This is a genomic window from Ruegeria meonggei, assembly GCF_900172215.1.
Classification (GTDB): domain Bacteria; phylum Pseudomonadota; class Alphaproteobacteria; order Rhodobacterales; family Rhodobacteraceae; genus Ruegeria; species Ruegeria meonggei.
This window is the reverse complement of record NZ_FWFP01000004.1, coordinates 386,705-405,933: the sequence shown is the minus strand read 5'-3', so window position 1 is coordinate 405,933 and position 19,229 is coordinate 386,705. Positions and strand designations below refer to the sequence as shown.

Sequence of the window (19,229 nt, the reverse complement as noted above, 5' to 3'; positions counted from 1 at the left end):
ACCGGGTCGCAGATGCTCTGAGGGTGAGTCGCAGGTTTGGACCCTGTTTCAATGACCTCGGCGACAAGCGTAAAGGCATCCGTATACATCCCACCTATCTGACCTCCGGAAACCGGATCAACGCCCAATAGTATTGCTTCCCCCAGCCTTAAATCGTTGATGCGACCAGTTGAGTGTCCACCGAGGACCCAAGGAAGGTTGGCCGAGTTACCGCCAGATACCGTCTGAAGGAAGGGACCACACTGTCCCTCTAGGTCATTCGCCAGGACAGACAAGGCGTCCATGTCTGCCGCATTCGGGGCAATTCCACTCAGACATGCGAAGTTTGCTCCGATGCCCTTCAGCGCAACACCGGGCATGTCCACCACTTGTTGTACAATTGAGCCGAGGTCTTCTGGCATGATCCCTTCGCGCAGATCGCCCATCTCAACCATCAGGATAATGCCGTGAATGCAGTCTTTCCGGATCGCGGCGGCGGCTAGAGCGGTAATCACGAGGATCTCTGTGTTGTAGCTTGCCTCACAGTACTGGACGACCTGATCGACCTGGCTCAGCATTGGTGTACGGATCAAGGTGATCGGGCATGTCATGCCCGCATTGCGTAGCTTCCGCACGTTACTAAGACGAGCTTCTGCAAGTCCCACAGCGCCACCGTCCAGCATTGCCTGAGCGATGGTTGGATGCCCGCACACTGCTTTGGTCACACCGGTGACGCTGATGCCGCGTGTCTTGAGGCGCCCGACCATAGTCTTCGCATTGTGGCGTATCTTGCTCATATGCACCTCAATGCGAGGGGTGTTCATATCGCAGCCACAGGTGCGGATTGATGTAAAACAGGATAGGCGGCGACAACCATTGCGAGCAAATGCGATACTGGTCGGCTGAGTACATCCGTTACAGGCAGCCCGAGTATTTGTGACTGTGCGGCGATAGTGTCGGTAATCTCCACCTCAGACATCCCTTCGTGATTGAGTGTGACGCCGATGACTTTTGTGTCAGCAAACGCTTCGATAAGGGCAATCTCACTTGCAGGCTTGGGCATTGGCATATTGTGAAAATCACAGCGATGTGCACGCTTTGGAGCGTGCTGAAGGATGACGGCGTCCGGCTGGCTGCCCCGAAGGATAAAGGCGGATGTGCAGAAGGCCGGATGACTCAACGCCCCTTGGCCTTCGATCAATATGACATCGGGTTGTTCCGCCTCGGAAGCGTCAACAATCGCGCCTTCAAGCTCGCCGCAGCAGAACTGCGGCGGCACGGCATCCATTGCCACACCATATTTTGCGCCCTGCATCAAACCCGTCTGGCCCGTACCAATAAGAACAGTCTTGATGCCCCTTGCGTTCAAGGCGCGGGCTAATACGGTCGCCGTTGTCCGTTTTCCAATGGCGCAATCGGTTCCAAGAACCGCTATGCGCAGTGCCTTCACACCTGCAATACTTCCGTCGAACAGGCGCATATCCTTGCTGGGTTTAGGTTTTCGAATGTCTCGGATGGTGACTTTGCGTTCGGCCGCAAAAGACGCAATTTCCGGATCATCGCTCAAATACTCATGCAATCCACTGACGATGTTCATACCTAGTGATATCGCGTCGAGAACAACGTCGCGATCTGTCGATGAGAGTCTCCCCGTAGAAGGCGCCATTCCGTAAATGAGAGTATCTGGGATGATGGCTTCATGGACGACAGCAGCATCCAGACTTCTGAATACAGGAATGTGGTTTACTGCATCATCAAGAACCAGTCCGCTGTCTTCGCCGTCGTGATCTCTGTCGATGACAGACAGGATCCTGTAGGCCTCTGAGTGACGAACAAGGCCATTTGCAGTTTTGCCGTCAATTTTGGCGAAGTTACCTTGGCAATAGACAATCGCAGTTGGCGGCAAGACGATCTGAGTGGCCGAGGTGGATCTTATGGATTCATCGTTGGTCAATGGCGGCGCTTGTGCACCACTGACGGGACGACGGATCGTGTTTACCGCGCTAAAGTCGGTTTTCATGATGTTTCCTTTTTGTGGTCGTCGCCGAAGGCAACGTTGTCGTCACCATCGGGTAATGAGGTCGAAATAATCGTGCCGCGCGCTCAGTTATCGAGAATGCATAGGCCCTTAGATAACTGGAAATTCTTGTTGCAGTCCCAACGGTTTCCGGACCTGTCGAGATGGGCATTCGCAGGAAGGTCTATTATTTCACAGCTCACACCTGAGGTTGCGTATCCCCGCTCGCACTTCCATCCCGTGCCGTAGGTTGCATCGTCCAAGTAAGCATGTTCAGGGATCACAATGGCCGTGCACAAGCCATCCTGTTCAATGAACCCGCGTTCGCATGTCCAGGGTTGGCCGTATCTTGATGAATTCAGATACCCGTTGGCTGGGACTACAATGGCGACGCAAAGGTTGTCCAATGCTTCAAACCCACGTTTGCATTCCCACGCGGGCCCATAGGTCGTGGCTGCCAGATATGCGTTAGCCGGCACTACAATTTCTTGGCACGTGTCGTCGATTTTGAGAAAACCACGAGAGCATTGCCAACGCTCACCTGACGGATCAAGAAACCCGCCATCGGGTACAGTTACCGCAACACAGGCGGAATCATCGTTCTTGCGAAAACCACGAAGACACTCCCAACCAGAGCCATAGGTGCGGTTGGTCGGATACGCATTTGCTGGTACTATAACAATGGCGCAGCCATCGCCACTCAGCCTGTACCCGGCGTTACATTTCCAGCCGTCACCGTAGCTCTTTGCAGTGGCATTTTCAGGCACAGGTTGCGATGTGGATTGAGCACGTGCAGGCGTTGAAAACAGAAGCAGAGCACAGATTGGGAGCACAATCAGAGCCGCAATCATCTGAATGCCTGGTGACAGATGCGCTCCCCAGATCGCCTGACAGAGTTGCGACATTGCCTTTGAGTTATGATCCATCCAGCGCAAGCCCCGCGATACAGGCATCTGCAAGGTCGCGGCTTGGCGTTTCCGATCCCGGCAGCGTAGCCCAACCCGTATCCATCATAGCCTTGCGGCGACTGAAGCCAGAGGCCTCTTGGAGGGTTACGATTATTTCTTCGCGCCTGGGGTCAGCGGCTGACCTGTTCAGGCAAACCGGCACCATCGCGAGCGTCACTTCTTCACTTGCATGGTCCTTCGCCAATTCTTGAGCGCTGCCGCTGGTTGTCCAACCGCCCCAGGTAAAGCCAAGGATTGAGACCGCAATTGCACCACACAAAGCACCGTAGATGCCTGGTTTCGTCCATTCTGGAAATGTCATTTTGGATCCTCTGGCGGAGAAAGCGCCGCCGCGCTGTTTTGTGTCTTTTTGCGCATTCTTATTCTCGCGCTTGAGCCATTCCCAAGCCGCGATGTCCGATAGGCGCAGTTCGGGCCTACCGGAAGCTCGTTTGATCAACAGTTGCGTTGTGGTTCTTTGGCAAACCAACGGTGCGTCTGATCACCAAAACGGATCAACAAACGTCACAAGCGATGTGGTTGTGCGCGAAAACATCGGCAACCTTCCCAAACATCAGATCCAAGTAGAGGACGTGACAGCTGAATTTTCATGATGGAAGAACTTAGTTCACTCTGGCAGGCGATACGCCCAGGCCGCAGAAAACCAGAACTTTAGTGGACCTAACATAACCACTTGGCGACGGTATTACAACGTTCGTGGGCCTAACGCTTTTTCTAAGGCCCCGGATGCCGATGAAAGGAATGGTTTCAATTTGGCATTCGCCTTGTGTATCGGCAAATCCGTGACCACTTATGGAGCTTCATTAGCATGCCACTCTGAAGCCGACATTCGCTGCATCACAGAAAACATGTAGTTTGGGCTCGTTGTGGACATCGGAGGCAGTGCAGCATCTGCTCAGGATCGCTTCAGTTCCCGATCGCAGTCGGCCCAGAGCCGACCTTGAGCACGGTTTTCAAATGCTGCGATCGCAGCCCGCATTACCGACATTCGCTGCAACCGCAAAATTGGGTGCTGGACAAATTTACATTTTGCGGGACTTTATTGTCATTCATTAGGACGATATAAATGATCGCACGAAGGAAGCTGGCATCAAACCCAGACGCTGCTGAACTTATCATCGTAACAACCTTGTGATCGCAACGACCAAAGTACATCTTGCTCAAAACATCTACCAACTAGTAGGTTGGTATTTGTTCGCAAGGAGAGACAACATGAAAATCTATGATACTGAGGGTTTCCCAAACCCCGCACGTGTGCGCATAGCGCTTGCTGAAAAAGGCGCAACAGACCAGGTCCAATTCGTTCCGGTTGACGTGATGGGTGGCGAACATCGCACCGAGGCCTTCAAGGCCAAGAACCCCGATGCCGTTGTGCCCTGCCTTGAGTTGGCGGACGGTACACATATTTCGCAGTGCAATGCGATTACAGAATATATCGACAACCATTTCGAAGGCCCGTCGCTGACCGGAGAGACACCAAAACAACGTGCGCAAATTTCGATGATGAACCTGCGTGCAGAAAATGGTCTGCTGAATGCTGTGGGAACCTACTTTCACCATGCCACACCAGGTCTTGGTCCAGACCTTGAGACCTATCAATGTGCTGAATGGGGCAACAAGCAAAAGCAAGTTGCTGGTCAGACAATGGCTTACTTGGATGAAGTTCTGGCTGACAATGAATATCTGGCTGGTTCTGAGTTTTCGGTTGCTGATATCACGGCGTTTGCCGGTCTTGCCTTTGCGGACTTTGCCAAGGTCGACATTCCAGAAACACTCTCCAATCTGACGGCATGGCGGGCAAAGGTCTCGGCACGGCCCAGCATCGCAGGTTAAGGACGCGATACCACTCAAGCCGAAAGGAAAAACATGGAACTGAACGCAGACTTTAAAACACGCGTGGTTGTTCACTCTGAACAGCTTGAGTGGAACGCTTCGCCTATGCCCGGTGTGGATCGGCGTATGCTGGACCGCATCGGCGGCGAAGTTGCCCGTGCCACGACGATTGTGCGCTATGCGCCGGGCAGCAAATTTTCGGAACACACCCATACAGGTGGCGAAGAATTCATCGTGCTTGATGGTGTATTTCAGGACGAACATGGCGACTTCCCCGAAGGGACATATGTGCGCAATCCTCCCACCACTGCACATACGCCGGGGTCAGAGCCGGGCTGCACGATCTTTGTAAAGCTGTGGCAGTTCGACATGGCCGACCGCAATCAGTTTCGCAAAACCATGGCCGAAGAACTGACCGATCCTGTGGATGGTGTCACAACGGCTGAACTACACAGTGATGCGCGTGAAACAGTGACCTACAGCCACCTTGATGCAGGCGCGACACTGGAAAATACCGATGTGGGTGGGATCGAAATGCTGGTGATTGCCGGTTCCGTCACCGAAAGCAGCGATACGCTTGAAAAAGGAGCATGGCTGCGACTGCCGGAAGGCGCGCGTCTGTCTGCAACGGCTGGCCCTGATGGGGCAAAGTTGTGGATCAAGACGGGTCATTTGCCCCACGCCAAACCGCCTGCCGTCTGATGAGTGATGATAAACCTTTGGTCCTTGTGGCCGGCGCGGGGGCTGGCCTTGGTCAGGCCCTGTTGTCCCGTTTCACAAAAGATGGCTTTGCTGCCGTTGGCTTGGGACGCACGCAACCTGAAACGGTGATTGGCCAGTTCTTTGAGATGGACCTGACGGACGAGAGTGCCGTTCCCAGCATCCTGGCGCAGGTTATCGCAGAACATGGCCCGCCCAAGGTTGTGATCCACAACACGAGCGAACTGATCATCGCGCCTTTCGCAGAAACCCGGCTTGCTGATTATCAACGCACGTGGGGATCCATGGTGCAGTCTGCCATTTTGCTTGCCCAATCGACACTGCAACCGATGGTCCGCGCTGGCGGTGGTACGTTCATTGTATCTGGCGCCACAGCGTCTTTGCGGGGTGGTACAAGATTCTCGGCCTTTGCCAGCGCAAAATTCGCCTTGCGCGGCCTGACGCAATCGCTTGCACGGGAGTATCAACCAGCAGGTGTTCATGTCTGCCACGCGATTCTGGACGGTATCATTGATACAGCGCGATCTCGGGACCTGCACAACCTTGATCCGGGCAAGATGATGAAGCCCGAGGACATCGCAGAGGCCTACTGGGGCCTCGCCCACCAACCCAAATCCACATGGACGCACGAGCTTGATCTGCGTCCGGCATCCGAAGGGTTCTAGCGCATGCAAACGCTGATTGTCGGCGGCGGGTTGTCAGGGCTTGTTTTAGCCGAACGTCTTGAGGCGCAAGGGCGCGACTATATGCTGCTTGAGGCCCGCCCGCGGTTTGGCGGGCGAATCATGACGCAGCATCTGGAGGCAGGCTACTTTGACATGGGGCCTGCCTGGTTCTGGCCGGGCCAGCCACTTATTGCAGCTCTGATTGATCGGTTTGGTCTGACAAAGTTCGACCAATTCGCCGATGGCGCTCTGACCTTTGAGGATGAAAATGGCAACGTGCAACGCGGGCAGGGTTTTTCATCATTGGGAGGGTCATGGCGGCTAAAGGGAGGGTTGGCTGCTCTGACAGGCGCACTGGCCAACCGCCTGCCGGATCATCGCAAACAGCTAAACGCGCCGGTTGTCAAACTGGATATGTCCGGTGATCAATGCATTGCAACAACGGCAAAGGGTGAACAGATCCATGCGGATCAAGCTGTCCTCGCTGTGCCCCCACGTGTTGCGGCCGAAATCGCATTTTCGCCCGCATTGCCTGCCGAAGCCACCCAAGCCATGAAGGACATCGCGACATGGATGGCGGGTCAAGCCAAGGCTGTTGCGGTGTACGACAAACCATTCTGGCGCAAACAAGGACTGTCCGGTGATGCAATGAGCCGGAAAGGACCGATGGTCGAAATCCATGATGCATCCCCCCTCGAGAGCGGACCATACGCGCTCTTTGGCTTCATCGGTGTACCGCCCCAAGGTCGCGCATACGAACAACTGCTGCGTCAGAACCTGCACGCACAATTAGCACGGTTGTTCGGGCCTGAGGCCGCCGAGCCCCAAAAGCTCTACTTGAAAGACTGGGCCATTGATCCCTACACTGCAACTGAGGCGGATAAGGCACCGCTTTATGCCCATCCGACATACGGTCTACCGAAGGCGATGAGCAATCTGTGGAACGGAAAGCTGCATTTCGCAGGAACAGAGGTCGCCCCGGTTTTCGGCGGCTATATCGAAGGTGCTTTGGAAGCGGCAGAGAATGTCCTACACAGCCTAAACGCCCAAAACCTTGGATAACACATGGCGACCGACACCAAGACAACTCTGCTCAATTCGGCTGAACGGGCCGCGCGCAGGCGTGGCTTTGATGGGTTCAGCTATGCCGACCTGGCCGCCGACGTCGGAATCACAAAGGCCAGCATTCACCATCATTTCGCCAGCAAGGCAGCTTTGGCCGTCGCGCTGATGCAGCGGTATTATTCAGATTTGGAAACCGCCTGTGGCGAGATTGATCAAGATCATGCAACAGGGGCGGCGCGCTTGGCCGCTTTGATCAAGCGGTATCTTGGCGCACTTGAAGGTGGTCAAAGCTTGTGCCTGTGCGTGTCTTTTTCGACCAGTACAGAAAATCTGTCAGCAGACACGATTGCCGAGATGAACCGTTTTCGCACAATGATGACCGAATGGCTTGCGAGGGTATTTTCACTGGGTCAGGGCGATGGAACGATCCTGCATGTTGCCGATCCGGCAGCAGAAGCCGCCGCAACACTGCCTTTGCTCGAGGGCGCACAACTGGCAGCCCGAGTGGCACAGGACCCGCAAAGGTTTGAAGCGGCAGTCCAGATTTTGTCCAAGCGATTGGTTCAATAAACCAATGCGCGACCCTTCGTCCTGACGCTGGCTTTTGTCCGTTAGGACTTGAGCACGTTTAAAAACAGACATTGCTGCGCTCTGCAGCATTGGTCGTTTTGGGCTCACGGCGGATCTCGGAGGCGATACGGCATCAGTTGCCCGCCCTGCCCTACACAGATTGTGGACGGCCCATTGCTGCCATTGCCCGAGGATTAGCGAAGCTGCCATTCGACTGAATCGGCAGATTGTGTGTGTGGTATCACAGCTCCACTGCTTCCGGGTAAAGGACCACATCTCGGAGCGTGTCATCGTCATGCATTTCCCAATACTTTGCCAAGATGGTATCCGAGAGGGCACCTAGAACACCCGATCCGACAGGTTGCCCATCGATCTTGGTGACCGGCATGACACCCCCGGCGGTCGAGGTCACAAATACCTCGTCAGCGGTCTTCAGGTCTGTGACAGACACGTCCTTCGTGCGACATTGGATGCCCAATCTTACGCAGATATCGAAGATGGTTTGGCGCGTAATTCCCAGCAAGACGCTGGTGTCAGGGGTTGAAACCACGCCATCCCTGATTGCGAAAACGTTGAACCCGGGGCCTTCGGACACATTGCCTTTTCCATCGACCAGAACCGCAGTATCTGCGCCTTGATCATAGGCCGCATAAAGCCCCTTCACCATGTCCAGCCAATGATAATTCTTGATGGTCGGATCAACCGAGCTTGGCGGGATGCGCAACACATCGGTCACCGCTAGATGTAGTCCGTGCTCCATCTGCTCCTTGTTGGCGACCGAGCCGAAAGGGATGGCAAAGGCGATGAAACGGTTTTCGGCGTCCCTTGGGTCGCGACTGAAGGTCGGGGAAGTTCCTCTTGTGCAAATAAACTCGACATAGGCGTTCTGCAACTCGGATAGCGCCACGCAATTATGCAGGATTTCAACCACCTGCGCCTGATCATACGGGATGGACATATTCAGCTCTTCAATTCCGCGAAAGAAGCGGTTCATGTGATCGTCCAGCCTGAAGAAGGCACCTTTCCACACATGGACCACATCATAGGTCGCATCCGAATGCAGAAACCCATAGTCCAGCACCGAAAGCTTTGCCTCCTGCATTGGCAGGTACTGACCGTCCATATAGGCCACCCCCGGGGGATAGTTGCGAGGATCGATGTGTCTTTGGGACAGAGTAGGCAATTTGCTCATGATCGGGCTTTCAGTGAACGGGTTTGGCTCATTAGGTCGAGCGTATGGGAAAATCCTGGGCAACTTACCCCGTTAGGTTAGGCTCTTCGAGCAAAACGCATCAAATTCAAAGGCGGGGTCGAACAGAATGCCATATCCTCTCGACGATACAGACAAAAGGCTTCTTGATATCCTCCAGCGAAACAACCGGTTGTCGGCTGATGAGCTGGGAGATCAGATAAGCATTTCGCGGTCTTCGGTGCAGCGGCGCATGAAACGCTTCCGGGAGGAAGGGATCATCGAAGCCGACATATCCGTGTTGTCCGCAAAGGCAGTGGGCCGCCCTATGACCTTCATTGTTGAGGTTGAGCTGGAGCGAGAGCGTACTGACCTTCTGGACGAATTTCGCCGCTCCATGCTGGCGCACGAGGATGTGCAGCAATGCTATTACGTCACCGGGCATACCGATTTCATTCTGATTGTCACTTCGACAGACATGGCGGCCTATGAGAAGTTCAGCCGTCAAGTCTTCACAGATAACCCAAACATCCGCCGCTTTCATTCTAACGTTGTTGTGAACCGGGTAAAGGCGGGGCTTAAGGTCCCGCTGTAGTGCATTGAGAAGAAGCCATCTACTGAATGGTTGGCGTCAGTTTGGGCTCAATCCGGTCATCAGAGGCGGTGTAGCATTGCCCCCTGCCCCAACTCAGACTAATCTTGCTCGCGACCCAGAGCGGTTATTCATCCAATCGGAACCAAGTTGCGGTGCGCCCGTCAAAGCCGCCATTCGCTGCGTTCGCAATAGTGGGGTCACTTGATCCGAGAAAGCAGTTGAAACACGGTCATCAGTTTGGCGAACTCGGCAGTTGTTCGTTCCGTCAGATTCGACTTTAAAACAAAGGCTGGGGTCTCGGTATCCATCCAAACTGCAAAGCCCTTGCGCCGCAACGCTTCCTCATGGGGGTGGTCTTTGTCAAAACCGGAGGGAACGCGCTTCAACTCCGGCTCACCGATCCTGTAACCCCGTTCTCGCAACTCTGTGGTGGTCTGCATTAACTCTGCCCCCAAGGGTCCCACCATGGCGTCGCGGAATGCGTCCAACGATCCTTTTTCATACTGAAAAATCCCACAGCCGAGGGAAAGCTTTTCTGGGGAAAGGCCAAAGAACCACATCGGCGGCTGTACCGCCTGCCCTGTCGGTATGAACGCGAGGTGCAGGTGCGCGTTATAGGGTGTCTTGTCTTTGGAAAACCGAACATCTCGGTGAATTCGAAAGATCTTGCTGCCGTGATCTTGCCCAGTAAGGTCACGTAGCGCCAACTCCATCTCTTCGGCGAACAGCTTGCAGGGTGACTTAATGTACGTCTCATAGGTCGACTTGTTCGCTGCAAACCAGTCCTTGGTATTGTTGGCCTTCAGTTCTTGCAGGAAGCCTACTACCTCGGCAGCAAAGCAATCGAATTGGGCCATAAGATCCTCCATTCAGTCTTTCTTGGGCAGCGCTGCGGCATGCTCGAGGCACAGGTGCAGCCACTGCAGCAAAGCAGCGACTTTGCAATCTGCTTCGTCCACACGGACAAAACCACCCAGCTTGCGGGTTCCGTGAACCACAGCGTGGGCCGTGGGGTCCTGCAATGCCGCAGGCTCGTTCACCTTTCCCACCCTGAACATGAACCGGCCCACGCCATCCTGATGTCTGCGTGCACCACAAAGCATGCTGCCGTTCAAAAAGAAGCACAGGCCGCCCATCATCCGCTTTTCAGATATGCCCACATGCGCGGACAGAGCGTCTCGCATGCGGGCGTTGAGTATTTCATCTACCGGCATCAATTGCCGATCCACAGCTGCCAAAGGATCGCCAGCGCAAGCACCAGCATGGCCAAAGTCGTGAGCGCCGCCCCTACCGCGCGCCCTTTGCCATTCACCGAAGTGCTGAGGCTGAAATAGTGAATGAGGCGGGCGAGCAGCAGCACGGCACCGCAGGCAGCGACCAGCCAGGGCGCAGTTCCCGCGATCTCGGCTCCCGCTAGGGCCAGAAGCGCAAGCGGTACGTATTCGATGAAGTTCCCATGCGCCCGCATCAGCCTCAGCAAGCTTTCATCCTCACCGTGAAGCAAAGATATCCCAGTCTTGGTGCGACGCACACCAACGGCAATCGCCATCGGAATACTCATCAAAACGAAAATGGCTGTGACGACCAGCGCGATCTGCGGAAACTGTTCCATGTTATGCCTCCTCTATGATCGCGCTTAAGACGCCATGCTTTCATAAGTGATCAGCGCGAACCGTGCCCCTTGCGGGTCAGTCAGAGTGGCCATGCGGCCAACCCCCGGCATATCCATAGCAGGCTGAACAATCGCGGCACCATTGGCTTCGGCCTTGGCGGCACTGGCGTCCACATCGGCCACCGTAAAAAAGATCGTCCAGCTACCGTTTTCCTCTGGCATCGGGGAAAAGCCACCAATTGCGGTTTCGCCCACCGCGGCGGCAGAATAGCTCGACCCATCCTGCATGGGCATGTCGTTGATCGTCCAGCCCAGCACCTCCTGATAAAACGCTTTGGCTTTACCCTGATCTGGGCCAGAATGTCCGATCCAGCCGGAGTTTCCGACAGTGGTCATCTCAAGAATACTCATGTGCTTCTCCCTTGATTACACCCGCACATACGGGTCTGATCCAAGGACGCGCGAAGCCCGGTGACTCCTACATGCCGCGCAAACTTTCTTGGCTGATCTTAATTCTCTCCGTGATCACAACACGTTCGGGCGTGGTTGGTCTGTGCGTCATCACCGTTTCGAAAGCGGCAATCGCAGCATGGTGGTCACCTGCTTCTTGCAAAAGCCCGCCGCGCATCGCGTGGTACCAGCGATAAGTGGACAACTCCTGTGCCAAAGGCTCCATCGCCTTTAGCGCATAAATCGGGCCGTGCAGCTTGGCCTGTGCTGCAATCTGGTTAAGTCGCACAACAGGCGTTGGCTGCAATGCATAGAGAGCGGCGTAATGACTTTCGATCGATGCCCAGTCCGTGTGATCAACCGAGGCCGCATGGGCATGTGTCGCTGCGATTGCAGCCTGAATAATATAAACGCCCTGATGTCCCGTCCGGTGGGCCTTTTGCAAAAGACCCGTCGCCTCGGCGATGTTCGCACGATCCCAAAGACTGCGATCCTGATCGTCCAGCGCGACAAGCTTGCCTTCTGGATCAATACGCGCACGCCGCCTTGCGTGTTGAAACAGCAATAGCGCCAGCAATGCGGCCTGTTCCCCCATCGCTGGAAATAGCGCCGCTAGTAGACGGGCCAAACGGATCGCCTCTTCACACAAGGTAAATTTGATTTGCTTTGGACCGGCCGAGGTTGACCACCCTTCGCTAAACATCAAGTAAACCATCAGAGAAACTTCACCCAAGCGCGCACCCCGCTCAGCCGGACTGGGTGTTTCGAAGGCAACCGGATTGCTCGCTATCTTTTTTTTGGCACGGGTGATCCGCTGTTCCATAGTCTTGGGCTTGATGAGAAATCCACTCGCAATTTCGTCTACGCTCAACCCCAGGACCACGCGCAGTGCAATGGCAATCTGATCCCGCCGCTCGAGTTCCGGATGGCAGCAGATGAACAGAAGCCGCAAAACATCATCGCGCATTTCGTCAGGATCCGGGGTTTCGGCAGGCACCGGTTTAAACTCCTCCACATGACGCGACAGGATTGCGGCGCGGCGTTGTGATTTGCGCACATGATCAAGGCCAGAGTTGCGTGCAGTCGTCAGTAACCATGCTAACGGGTCACGAGGTTCACCATCATTTGTCCAAACTATCAGCGCCTTCAGGCAGGCATCGGCAAACGCCTCTTCCGCAATATCGATGTCCCGAAACATCCGGATCAGGGCAGCAAGCGCACGCGGTCGGTGCAGAGTGAAAGTGACCTCGAGCCAGTCCGACATGTTCTATACCGACGAGATCACGCCGCCAGCCCAGGCCACCGGTCGCACCTCAAGCCTTGCTACAGGGGATGAGATCATTTTCGCGTATTCCAATGCCTCATCAAGGTCTTTGAATTCAGCAGCATAAAACCCAAGGAAGTTCTCCTTGGTCTCGGCGAATGGACCGTCGGTGATCAAAGGCGCTGAGCCTTCGGTTGGAGCGGGCTCGACCATCACGGCAGAGGTCGGCGGCATCAATTTCATCGACACGAACTCCCCGCGCTCTGATAGCGCCGATTGCAATGCGCTATGGCCCGACATCACTTCGTTCTGGCGATCTTTGGGCAGCGCTTCGAATACGCCCGGCTCCCCATAAATCGTGATTGCGTATATCATATTCGCCTCCATGCTTCATTCACATGGTGCAAGGACGCGCGAGGACATGCAAATCCGACAACCGGTCCAAAATGCAAGATCGCAAAATAGCCACTTGGAACACCTAGGCGCTAATCGAATGCTAGGCAGGTTCCCAAAGCTCAATTGGATTTCCTTCTGGATCGTTGAGCCACGCGAACTTGCCATTTGGATAAGGCGAATCTGGATCGCGACGGATTTCAACACCCTTAGATTCGAGTTGTGCGATCATTTTCTCAATGTCGCGAACACGAAAATTCAGCATAAATGCCTTTTCTTGGTTCCCGAAATACTCTGTCACTTTTTCGAACTGGGCGAATACAGTCTCGCCTGCTTCTTGCTTCCAACACGGTGTTTCATAGTCGTTTGGTACGAGATCAATGCCCAAATTGTCACGATACCATGCCGCCAAGTCGACGGGCTCGTTTGCCCTGAAGAAAAACCCGCCAAAGCCCAGTACTTTTTCCATCTTCGATTTCAAACCCGGATACGCTATCGAAAAAGACTACTCCAATATGTGGAATTTGATAAGTGCGGCCCATAGCCGACCTACGGCATCAACTTGAGATTCTGCGGCGCAGCCCACGAAACCAGCCCTTCGCTGCGACTGCGAACTCACAGTCTGAAGCAAAATCAACCGTCTGCTACATTGTGGTGAAGGAAGGGTGCATGAATGAGAGCATATCCGACAAGACAGACCTTTTTCGGCTTGGTGTTTTGCTTTGTTTAGCCTCGAATGATCGAGAAATCTCTACTTTGAATTGACCAATCAAAGGGATGCTCAGGTTCACCACTTGCGGTACCTTAGCAAACCCCTGATGTTTGGGTATGGTGCTGATTACCACCAACCGTGAATAGCGCGACAGATGTTCTCGCAACCCATGTCATACGGATGTCGCGGAAAGCCTGCAAAAGGCACGTTAACCAACCAACTTGAGAGGTGCCCAATGTCTTTCTCTAACCGTACATTGTTTTCGCGTCGCCAGTTTCTCTCCACAACAGCTGCGAGTACCGCTGCAATTACGCTTCACCCTTTCTCGGCTGATGCGGCCAACAATCAGGCGCATCTTCGTATCATGGAAACAACCGACATCCATGTTCATGTGTTCCCCTATGATTACTATGCCGACAAACCTCGGGATACGGTGGGCCTGTCCCGCACCGCCTCGATCATCAATGAAATCCGTGCTGAGGCAGTAAACTCGCTGTTGGTTGACAATGGAGACTTTCTACAGGGCAACCCGATGGGCGATTACATCGCCTATGAACGCGGTATGAAGGAGGGGGATAGCCACCCAGTCATCACCGCGTTCAACACGGTTGGTTATGATGCAGCCACACTGGGAAATCATGAGTTTAACTATGGGTTAAACTTCCTTGAGACATCTTTGGCCGGTGCAGATTTCCCAGTGGTTCTTGCCAACGTAGCAAAAGAGAAAGGCGCGAGCCCGCGCGAAGACAAGACGCTCGTCCAGCCTTACACAATTCTCGATCGCGAAATCGAACTGGGTGACGGCACGAAGCATCCAATCAAAATCGGTATTATCGGTTTTACCCCTCCGCAGATCATGAACTGGGATCGCAAGCATCTCGAAGGCAATGTCGAAGCGCGGGATATCGTTGAGACGGCCAAGGCCTATGTGCCTGAGATGCAGGAACAAGGCTGCGATCTGATCATCGCTTTGTCGCATTCCGGAATTGGGGGAGCCGATCACGCTGATGGTATGGAAAACGCGTCGGTTGTGCTTGCTGGTGTCGACGGGATCGACGCGCTGGTTACGGGTCACAACCACTTGGTCTTTCCCTCGCCAACATTTGCAGGCCGTCCCGGCATCGATGTTGATAGAGGCACGCTGATGGGCAAACCCGCCGTAATGGGCGGCTTCTGGGGGTCGCATCTTGGTCTGCTTGATCTGCTGTTGGAACGGGATGGAAACGAATGGCGGGTGGTGACCACCACATCCGAGGCGCGACCTATTTCCCGAAGGAACGAGGACCGATCAATCACCGCGCTGGTCGGAGATGATCAGCGAGTCCTCGACTCGGTTGCGACAGATCACGACGAAACGCTGGTCTATGTTCGCCGCGCTGTTGGCAAGACCTCAGCACCTCTGCACAGCTATTTCGCATTGGTTGCAGATGACCCGTCAGTCCAAATCGTATCAATCGCGCAGAAGTGGTATGTCGAAGAGATGCTGAAAGGCACAGAATATGAAGGCTTGCCGATCTTGTCAGCAGCAGCACCTTTCAAGGCTGGTGGCCGCGGTGGTCCGGAATACTACACGGATGTTCCCGTTGGTGACGTTGCCATCAAAAACGTAGCCGATCTGTATCTCTATCCGAACACAGTGAGAGCAGTCCGCGTGAATGGTGCGCATGTCAGGGGCTGGTTGGAACGTTCGGCCGGAATGTTCAATCAGGTTAAAGCGGGTTCGAAGGATGCGGTCCTGCTGAACCCGGAATTCCCTTCCTACAACTTTGACGTGATGGATGGTGTGACCTATCAGATTGACCTGTCCCAGCCTTCGCGCTTTGGGCCCAAAGGCGAAGAGATCAACTCCGATGCCGCGCGGATTGTAAACCTTACTTACAATGGCGAACCCGTTACTGATGACATGGAGTTCATCATCGCCACCAACAACTATCGCGCATCAGGCGGTGGCTCATTCCCCGGAGCGTTGGGTGACACAATCGTATTCGAAGCCCCGGATACCAACCGCGACGTCATTGTGCGCTTTATTGTCGAGCAGGGCACGATTGATCCAAAGGCAGATGCCAACTGGTCTTTTGCGCCGCTTGGGGACACGACAGTGTTGTTCGAGACCGGCCCAAAAGCGCGGGACTATATGGGCGACGTCAAAGGTGTCACAATCGAGGACGCCGGAGAAGGCACCGACGGCTTCGCAGCCTTCCGGATCAAGCTCTGATCCAATTGGAGCAAGAATACCACCCGCCACCAAATAAAGCTGGTGGTGGGCTTACATTGGTGACTACGGCCCATTGCTGACATCCAGCAGCCACTTGCAATGCTGCGGTTGCGCCCGCATTCCGGACATTCGCTGTGGGCGCGAAAAGGCTCAGCTAGGACTGCGAATAGGTGAACCCTTGGCCGCGCGCAAACACAGGCACACCTTGCGCATCCAGCAAGGCAGCCAAGGCTTGCGGCATGGCGATCATCTCTGTCGCAAAGGCCGCACTAAAGTCTAGCAATTGAATCGACAAAAGCGCTTATTGATGGCGCACCAAATACAGGTATCTTGCTATGCGACCTGCCTCTATGTCAGGCAAATAATCCTCGCGCGACTCCCGGATAAGACCTTCAGCGATAAATCCGTTACCTTCATTTTCGTATTGTGGCAGAAGCTCTTCTGCTGCCGCGCAGTTTTTCTTCCAGAAATCGCCGATTTCCTTAGTGAAATTAAAACTCTCATACGGCTGGCCAATACTGTCCAGCGCAATTGCGAAGTCCGAATAGCTCACTGTCAAGCTATCGGGCGGGTCTGTTGGGTCAATGTGGTGATTCATGAACACGCCCATGTAACCAGATGGTTTGAGCATTGAAAGCAAACGCTCGGTCACTTCTTTCAGATCAGCAGCCCAGTAAAGCGTATCCAGCGAAAGTATCGCATCGAAACTTGCGTCGGGAAAATCAAGGTCGTTGAAATTTCCGGTCACGAACTCAATACGATTGCGTTTTGCTAGCGAACGTTCGTTAGCGGCATCAATGGCTGACTGAGAATAATCAAGGCCGACGACATTAGCTCCGGTTTCATCCGATATGAATTCTGCAATCACGCCAGCGCCGCAACCAAGGTCAAGAACCCTGTCTTCGGGCCGAAGTTTAAGCAAGTCCAGGAGACGCATTAGAGCTGGCATGTCAGTCTGCCCATCCTGACAAAGATCCCTGCCGAAGACACGCTTGCAAAGCTCGGAATGCGCTTTGCTTGCATGCGCGGCAGTGTAGAATTTTTGGTATTGATACCAGTAGAGATCAGGTCGTTCCTTCCGATACTTCTCGGCGTGAGGGCGGCCTGTTTCTGTTAGTGTCAGTACGGACTTATCGCTTTCGACAAGGCCTTTAGTGACAAGGGTGTCAAAGGCATCCGACCAATTCTCTTTATAGATCCAGTAAGCATCGCCTCGCGATTCAACGTCTTTCCTCAGCGTCGATTTTCCGTCCGCTTCCAACACAGCAATGGAGGCCAGCACTTGGATTTCTGCTTCAGTCAGTCTCATATGATCCTCAATGACGCTTTCTGCAATTTATCTGAACGACGATGAATTGCATATGCAACGGTCAGTGACATCCTTTTGACTACCAACTAGAGCTGCTTGCTTTGGGTTCAGAACTGCCTTTGGACTGAAGCTGGTCTAACACGTCAGGCCCTGACAAAATGTGGTGAAGTGTGAATGATAGGCTCAATCGGAGTACCGTCGTTCTCGGTCGCGTGGTGGTCGAATGTTTTGAATCCGGATGGAAGGATCGTTCCTGGGCGAGCTTCAGATACAAAGATGTGCTTGCTGTTTTCAGGTGTGGTTGAAATCGATGCCGGATCGTCGAGAGTGCCTAAATAAATCCCCAACCTATCGGGCCAGCGTTCGAATGTCAGAGCAAGTTTTGTCCCACAATCTGAACAGAACTGAACCTGAATATCTTTTCCACTGCCATCCGATTGGAGCGTGTACAGCGCGGGTTGGCCTTGAGTGAACACAAAAGTATCGCGCTCAAATATTGGTTCGATCATTCGGTCCGAGCCAGTGGCATGTTGGCAGAAACGACAATAACAAATCGTAATCCAAAGTGGCTCACTACCGGTATCATATCGTACTTTTCCGCAAAGGCAGCCGCCCGTGTGACCACTCAACATATTCGCCCCTGTTATCTCGGTCCAAAAGTGATGTCTGCAAGCGTAGACTGTTGCAAACATTGATAACACAATTTTCTGGATGACCGCTTTGGGCTGATGTTGTTGAAAAAGTCGCTGACTTTGATGTGACCAGTGGTGCCTACGCTCTGGGCTGAGATGGCCCCTCCGGACATGGACGGCATTGGCGTCGGGCGCGCAATGGTTGCCGCAACGGAGGGCGAATTCAGCTATCGATACGGGTTCATCGCCGAACGCGATGGTGTGGAAATAGGCGGACTGATCGGTATGTCCTTCCGACCACACCGCAGCCAGTAGGGCCCGACATTCCCGAGGTATTTGTCGGTGTCGAAGAACTCGCGCAACTCGTCCCGGGTCATTGGTACGTCAATTTTATGGCCACCGTGCCTGAAGGGCGACGGCAAGGTGTGGGCGCTGCTTTACTGAACAAAGCTGAGGAGCAAGCACGAGAAGGCTCTTGCCCAGGTCTCGCTCTGATCGTTGCCGCCACAAACGAGAACGCCATAAGTCTCTATCGGCGAGCCGGATACACTGAGCGCGCGCGGCGACCGTTCGACCTGTCTCGCTTTGGCGAAGAGCCAACAGAAGCCTTGCTGATGGTGAAGAAGCTCGGTTAGGCATTTGAGCGCCACCGAGTTTGGGTTTCAGCGCCCGCCTGTCCTGAAAATGCGCGCAGTCCGATGTCGGACACTTAAATCGTTTCAAGGCGCTCGGGCTGCAGGGAAGTGTTCCGTCCTGGTTTCGTCCGGAGGCCGGTGCAGTCGGCGTTTGTATAGAGCACGATCACGAGCTGAGGGCTGGGGATTTGTCCATTTCTCCGTAGCCGATGCTCGAATACAAACCCGCAACCTATACTGTGCGGACAGAGCTGCCGCTCGCAGCAATGTATTGAACGTCCGTTTACCGAACAATTAACCCAGTAAGCCAACTCACCCATTATCCAATTCCAGGACTTTGGGAGTTCCCGGTTTTGATTTCCAATTTGCGGGTTGGTGAACACCAAAACTTTCAGGAACACGCACA

22 protein-coding genes are annotated in these 19,229 nt (G+C 54.1%); 9 read left to right on the top strand and 13 right to left on the bottom strand.

Annotated features, from left to right (window positions below):
• From RUM8411_RS09035 to RUM8411_RS09020, 3 genes are all read right to left on the bottom strand, one after another.
• Positions 1 to 776 (bottom strand): alanine racemase (locus RUM8411_RS09035; protein ID WP_234995184.1); only part of this gene is annotated, 776 nt, incomplete at its 3' end.
• Between the two features lie 23 nt (positions 777 to 799).
• Positions 800 to 1,999: an N-acetyltransferase DgcN family protein gene (locus tag RUM8411_RS09030; RefSeq protein ID WP_085822352.1), complete on the bottom strand. Its 1,200-nt coding sequence runs from the start codon at positions 1,997 to 1,999 to the stop codon at positions 800 to 802.
• Positions 2,000 to 2,911: 912 nt separating this feature from the next.
• Complete coding sequence (locus RUM8411_RS09020; protein WP_085822381.1) at positions 2,912 to 3,265, bottom strand: hypothetical protein; 354 nt, start codon at positions 3,263 to 3,265, stop codon at positions 2,912 to 2,914.
• A gap of 911 nt (positions 3,266 to 4,176) precedes the next feature.
• Here RUM8411_RS09020 and RUM8411_RS09015 point away from each other — a divergent pair.
• Genes RUM8411_RS09015 through RUM8411_RS08995 form a run of 5 tightly spaced genes read left to right on the top strand, consistent with a single transcriptional unit; the run spans position 4,177 to position 7,817 of the window.
• A complete protein-coding gene (locus RUM8411_RS09015) occupies positions 4,177 to 4,797 on the top strand; it encodes a glutathione S-transferase family protein (protein ID WP_085822351.1) in 621 nt (206 codons plus the stop codon).
• Positions 4,798 to 4,830: 33 nt separating this feature from the next.
• Positions 4,831 to 5,499 (top strand): cupin domain-containing protein, encoded by a 669-nt coding sequence (locus RUM8411_RS09010; protein ID WP_085822350.1) that lies wholly within the window; start codon positions 4,831 to 4,833, stop codon positions 5,497 to 5,499.
• The gene (locus RUM8411_RS09005; protein ID WP_085822349.1) at positions 5,499 to 6,182 is read left to right on the top strand and encodes an SDR family NAD(P)-dependent oxidoreductase; all 684 of its coding nucleotides are present in this window, start codon (positions 5,499 to 5,501) and stop codon (positions 6,180 to 6,182) included. Before RUM8411_RS09010 ends, RUM8411_RS09005 begins: the two co-directional genes overlap by 1 nt.
• Before the next feature lie 3 nt (positions 6,183 to 6,185).
• Positions 6,186 to 7,244, top strand: a complete 1,059-nt coding sequence (locus tag RUM8411_RS09000) for a flavin monoamine oxidase family protein (RefSeq protein WP_085822348.1) — start codon at positions 6,186 to 6,188, stop codon at positions 7,242 to 7,244.
• 3 nt (positions 7,245 to 7,247) lie between these two features.
• A complete protein-coding gene (locus RUM8411_RS08995; protein WP_085822347.1) occupies positions 7,248 to 7,817 on the top strand; it encodes a TetR/AcrR family transcriptional regulator in 570 nt (189 codons plus the stop codon).
• A gap of 241 nt (positions 7,818 to 8,058) precedes the next feature.
• On the opposite strand, the gene RUM8411_RS08990 is transcribed toward RUM8411_RS08995, so the two are convergent.
• A complete protein-coding gene (locus tag RUM8411_RS08990) occupies positions 8,059 to 9,009 on the bottom strand; it encodes an aminotransferase class IV (protein ID WP_234995183.1) in 951 nt (316 codons plus the stop codon).
• Between the two features lie 127 nt (positions 9,010 to 9,136).
• Between RUM8411_RS08990 and RUM8411_RS08985 the strand changes: the two genes are divergently transcribed.
• A complete protein-coding gene (locus RUM8411_RS08985; protein ID WP_085822346.1) occupies positions 9,137 to 9,601 on the top strand; it encodes an Lrp/AsnC family transcriptional regulator in 465 nt (154 codons plus the stop codon).
• 197 nt (positions 9,602 to 9,798) lie between these two features.
• Here the strand turns inward: RUM8411_RS08985 and RUM8411_RS08980 are convergent, their stop codons facing one another.
• From RUM8411_RS08980 to RUM8411_RS08950, 7 genes are all read right to left on the bottom strand, one after another.
• Complete coding sequence (locus RUM8411_RS08980; protein ID WP_159453879.1) at positions 9,799 to 10,458, bottom strand: DUF2461 domain-containing protein; 660 nt, start codon at positions 10,456 to 10,458, stop codon at positions 9,799 to 9,801.
• A 12-nt stretch (positions 10,459 to 10,470) separates the two neighbouring features.
• The gene (locus tag RUM8411_RS08975) at positions 10,471 to 10,815 is read right to left on the bottom strand and encodes a TfoX/Sxy family protein (protein WP_085822344.1); all 345 of its coding nucleotides are present in this window, start codon (positions 10,813 to 10,815) and stop codon (positions 10,471 to 10,473) included.
• On the bottom strand, positions 10,815 to 11,213 hold the full coding sequence (locus RUM8411_RS08970; protein WP_085822343.1) for an MAPEG family protein: 399 nt from the start codon (positions 11,211 to 11,213) through the stop codon (positions 10,815 to 10,817). Before RUM8411_RS08970 ends, RUM8411_RS08975 begins: the two co-directional genes overlap by 1 nt.
• Before the next feature lie 24 nt (positions 11,214 to 11,237).
• Positions 11,238 to 11,624: a VOC family protein gene (locus RUM8411_RS08965; RefSeq protein WP_085822342.1), complete on the bottom strand. Its 387-nt coding sequence runs from the start codon at positions 11,622 to 11,624 to the stop codon at positions 11,238 to 11,240.
• A gap of 67 nt (positions 11,625 to 11,691) precedes the next feature.
• Positions 11,692 to 12,927, bottom strand: a complete 1,236-nt coding sequence (locus RUM8411_RS08960) for an RNA polymerase sigma factor (RefSeq protein WP_085822341.1) — start codon at positions 12,925 to 12,927, stop codon at positions 11,692 to 11,694.
• 3 nt (positions 12,928 to 12,930) lie between these two features.
• Positions 12,931 to 13,302, bottom strand: coding sequence for a YciI family protein (locus tag RUM8411_RS08955; protein ID WP_159453878.1), 372 nt, complete (start codon positions 13,300 to 13,302; stop codon positions 12,931 to 12,933).
• 121 nt (positions 13,303 to 13,423) lie between these two features.
• Positions 13,424 to 13,789, bottom strand: coding sequence for a VOC family protein (locus tag RUM8411_RS08950; RefSeq protein WP_085822339.1), 366 nt, complete (start codon positions 13,787 to 13,789; stop codon positions 13,424 to 13,426).
• A gap of 478 nt (positions 13,790 to 14,267) precedes the next feature.
• Here RUM8411_RS08950 and RUM8411_RS08945 point away from each other — a divergent pair, with 478 nt between their 5' ends.
• Positions 14,268 to 16,247, top strand: a complete 1,980-nt coding sequence (locus RUM8411_RS08945; protein WP_085822338.1) for a bifunctional 2',3'-cyclic-nucleotide 2'-phosphodiesterase/3'-nucleotidase — start codon at positions 14,268 to 14,270, stop codon at positions 16,245 to 16,247.
• Positions 16,248 to 16,548: 301 nt separating this feature from the next.
• Here the strand turns inward: RUM8411_RS08945 and RUM8411_RS08940 are convergent, their stop codons facing one another.
• Positions 16,549 to 17,556, bottom strand: coding sequence for a class I SAM-dependent methyltransferase (locus RUM8411_RS08940; protein ID WP_085822337.1), 1,008 nt, complete (start codon positions 17,554 to 17,556; stop codon positions 16,549 to 16,551).
• Positions 17,557 to 17,699: 143 nt separating this feature from the next.
• The gene (locus tag RUM8411_RS08935; protein ID WP_085822336.1) at positions 17,700 to 18,188 is read right to left on the bottom strand and encodes a GFA family protein; all 489 of its coding nucleotides are present in this window, start codon (positions 18,186 to 18,188) and stop codon (positions 17,700 to 17,702) included.
• Positions 18,189 to 18,323: 135 nt separating this feature from the next.
• Here RUM8411_RS08935 and RUM8411_RS22705 point away from each other — a divergent pair, with 135 nt between their 5' ends.
• Together RUM8411_RS22705 and RUM8411_RS23225 are read left to right on the top strand one after the other, a co-directional pair.
• On the top strand, positions 18,324 to 18,503 hold the full coding sequence (locus RUM8411_RS22705) for a hypothetical protein (RefSeq protein WP_159453877.1): 180 nt from the start codon (positions 18,324 to 18,326) through the stop codon (positions 18,501 to 18,503).
• Positions 18,422 to 18,823 (top strand): GNAT family N-acetyltransferase, encoded by a 402-nt coding sequence (locus RUM8411_RS23225; RefSeq protein ID WP_370738035.1) that lies wholly within the window; start codon positions 18,422 to 18,424, stop codon positions 18,821 to 18,823. The genes RUM8411_RS22705 and RUM8411_RS23225 overlap by 82 nt, the downstream gene beginning before the upstream one ends.
• Positions 18,824 to 19,229: the final 406 nt, after the last annotated feature.

What these genes read in the sequence shown, in the direction of transcription:
- RUM8411_RS09030 (WP_085822352.1), bottom strand. Translation starts at nt 1,999, where the DNA reads ATGAAAACCGACTTTAGCGCGGTAAACACGATCCGTCGTCCCGTCAGT.
- RUM8411_RS09020 (WP_085822381.1), bottom strand. Translation starts at nt 3,265, where the DNA reads ATGACATTTCCAGAATGGACGAAACCAGGCATCTACGGTGCTTTGTGT.
- RUM8411_RS09015 (WP_085822351.1), top strand. Translation starts at nt 4,177, where the DNA reads ATGAAAATCTATGATACTGAGGGTTTCCCAAACCCCGCACGTGTGCGC.
- RUM8411_RS09010 (WP_085822350.1), top strand. Translation starts at nt 4,831, where the DNA reads ATGGAACTGAACGCAGACTTTAAAACACGCGTGGTTGTTCACTCTGAA.
- RUM8411_RS09005 (WP_085822349.1), top strand. Translation starts at nt 5,499, where the DNA reads ATGAGTGATGATAAACCTTTGGTCCTTGTGGCCGGCGCGGGGGCTGGC.
- RUM8411_RS09000 (WP_085822348.1), top strand. Translation starts at nt 6,186, where the DNA reads ATGCAAACGCTGATTGTCGGCGGCGGGTTGTCAGGGCTTGTTTTAGCC.
- RUM8411_RS08995 (WP_085822347.1), top strand. Translation starts at nt 7,248, where the DNA reads ATGGCGACCGACACCAAGACAACTCTGCTCAATTCGGCTGAACGGGCC.
- RUM8411_RS08990 (WP_234995183.1), bottom strand. Translation starts at nt 9,009, where the DNA reads ATGAGCAAATTGCCTACTCTGTCCCAAAGACACATCGATCCTCGCAAC.
- RUM8411_RS08985 (WP_085822346.1), top strand. Translation starts at nt 9,137, where the DNA reads ATGCCATATCCTCTCGACGATACAGACAAAAGGCTTCTTGATATCCTC.
- RUM8411_RS08980 (WP_159453879.1), bottom strand. Translation starts at nt 10,458, where the DNA reads ATGGCCCAATTCGATTGCTTTGCTGCCGAGGTAGTAGGCTTCCTGCAA.
- RUM8411_RS08975 (WP_085822344.1), bottom strand. Translation starts at nt 10,815, where the DNA reads ATGCCGGTAGATGAAATACTCAACGCCCGCATGCGAGACGCTCTGTCC.
- RUM8411_RS08970 (WP_085822343.1), bottom strand. Translation starts at nt 11,213, where the DNA reads ATGGAACAGTTTCCGCAGATCGCGCTGGTCGTCACAGCCATTTTCGTT.
- RUM8411_RS08965 (WP_085822342.1), bottom strand. Translation starts at nt 11,624, where the DNA reads ATGAGTATTCTTGAGATGACCACTGTCGGAAACTCCGGCTGGATCGGA.
- RUM8411_RS08960 (WP_085822341.1), bottom strand. Translation starts at nt 12,927, where the DNA reads ATGTCGGACTGGCTCGAGGTCACTTTCACTCTGCACCGACCGCGTGCG.
- RUM8411_RS08955 (WP_159453878.1), bottom strand. Translation starts at nt 13,302, where the DNA reads ATGATATACGCAATCACGATTTATGGGGAGCCGGGCGTATTCGAAGCG.
- RUM8411_RS08950 (WP_085822339.1), bottom strand. Translation starts at nt 13,789, where the DNA reads ATGGAAAAAGTACTGGGCTTTGGCGGGTTTTTCTTCAGGGCAAACGAG.
- RUM8411_RS08945 (WP_085822338.1), top strand. Translation starts at nt 14,268, where the DNA reads ATGTCTTTCTCTAACCGTACATTGTTTTCGCGTCGCCAGTTTCTCTCC.
- RUM8411_RS08940 (WP_085822337.1), bottom strand. Translation starts at nt 17,556, where the DNA reads ATGAGACTGACTGAAGCAGAAATCCAAGTGCTGGCCTCCATTGCTGTG.
- RUM8411_RS08935 (WP_085822336.1), bottom strand. Translation starts at nt 18,188, where the DNA reads ATGTTGAGTGGTCACACGGGCGGCTGCCTTTGCGGAAAAGTACGATAT.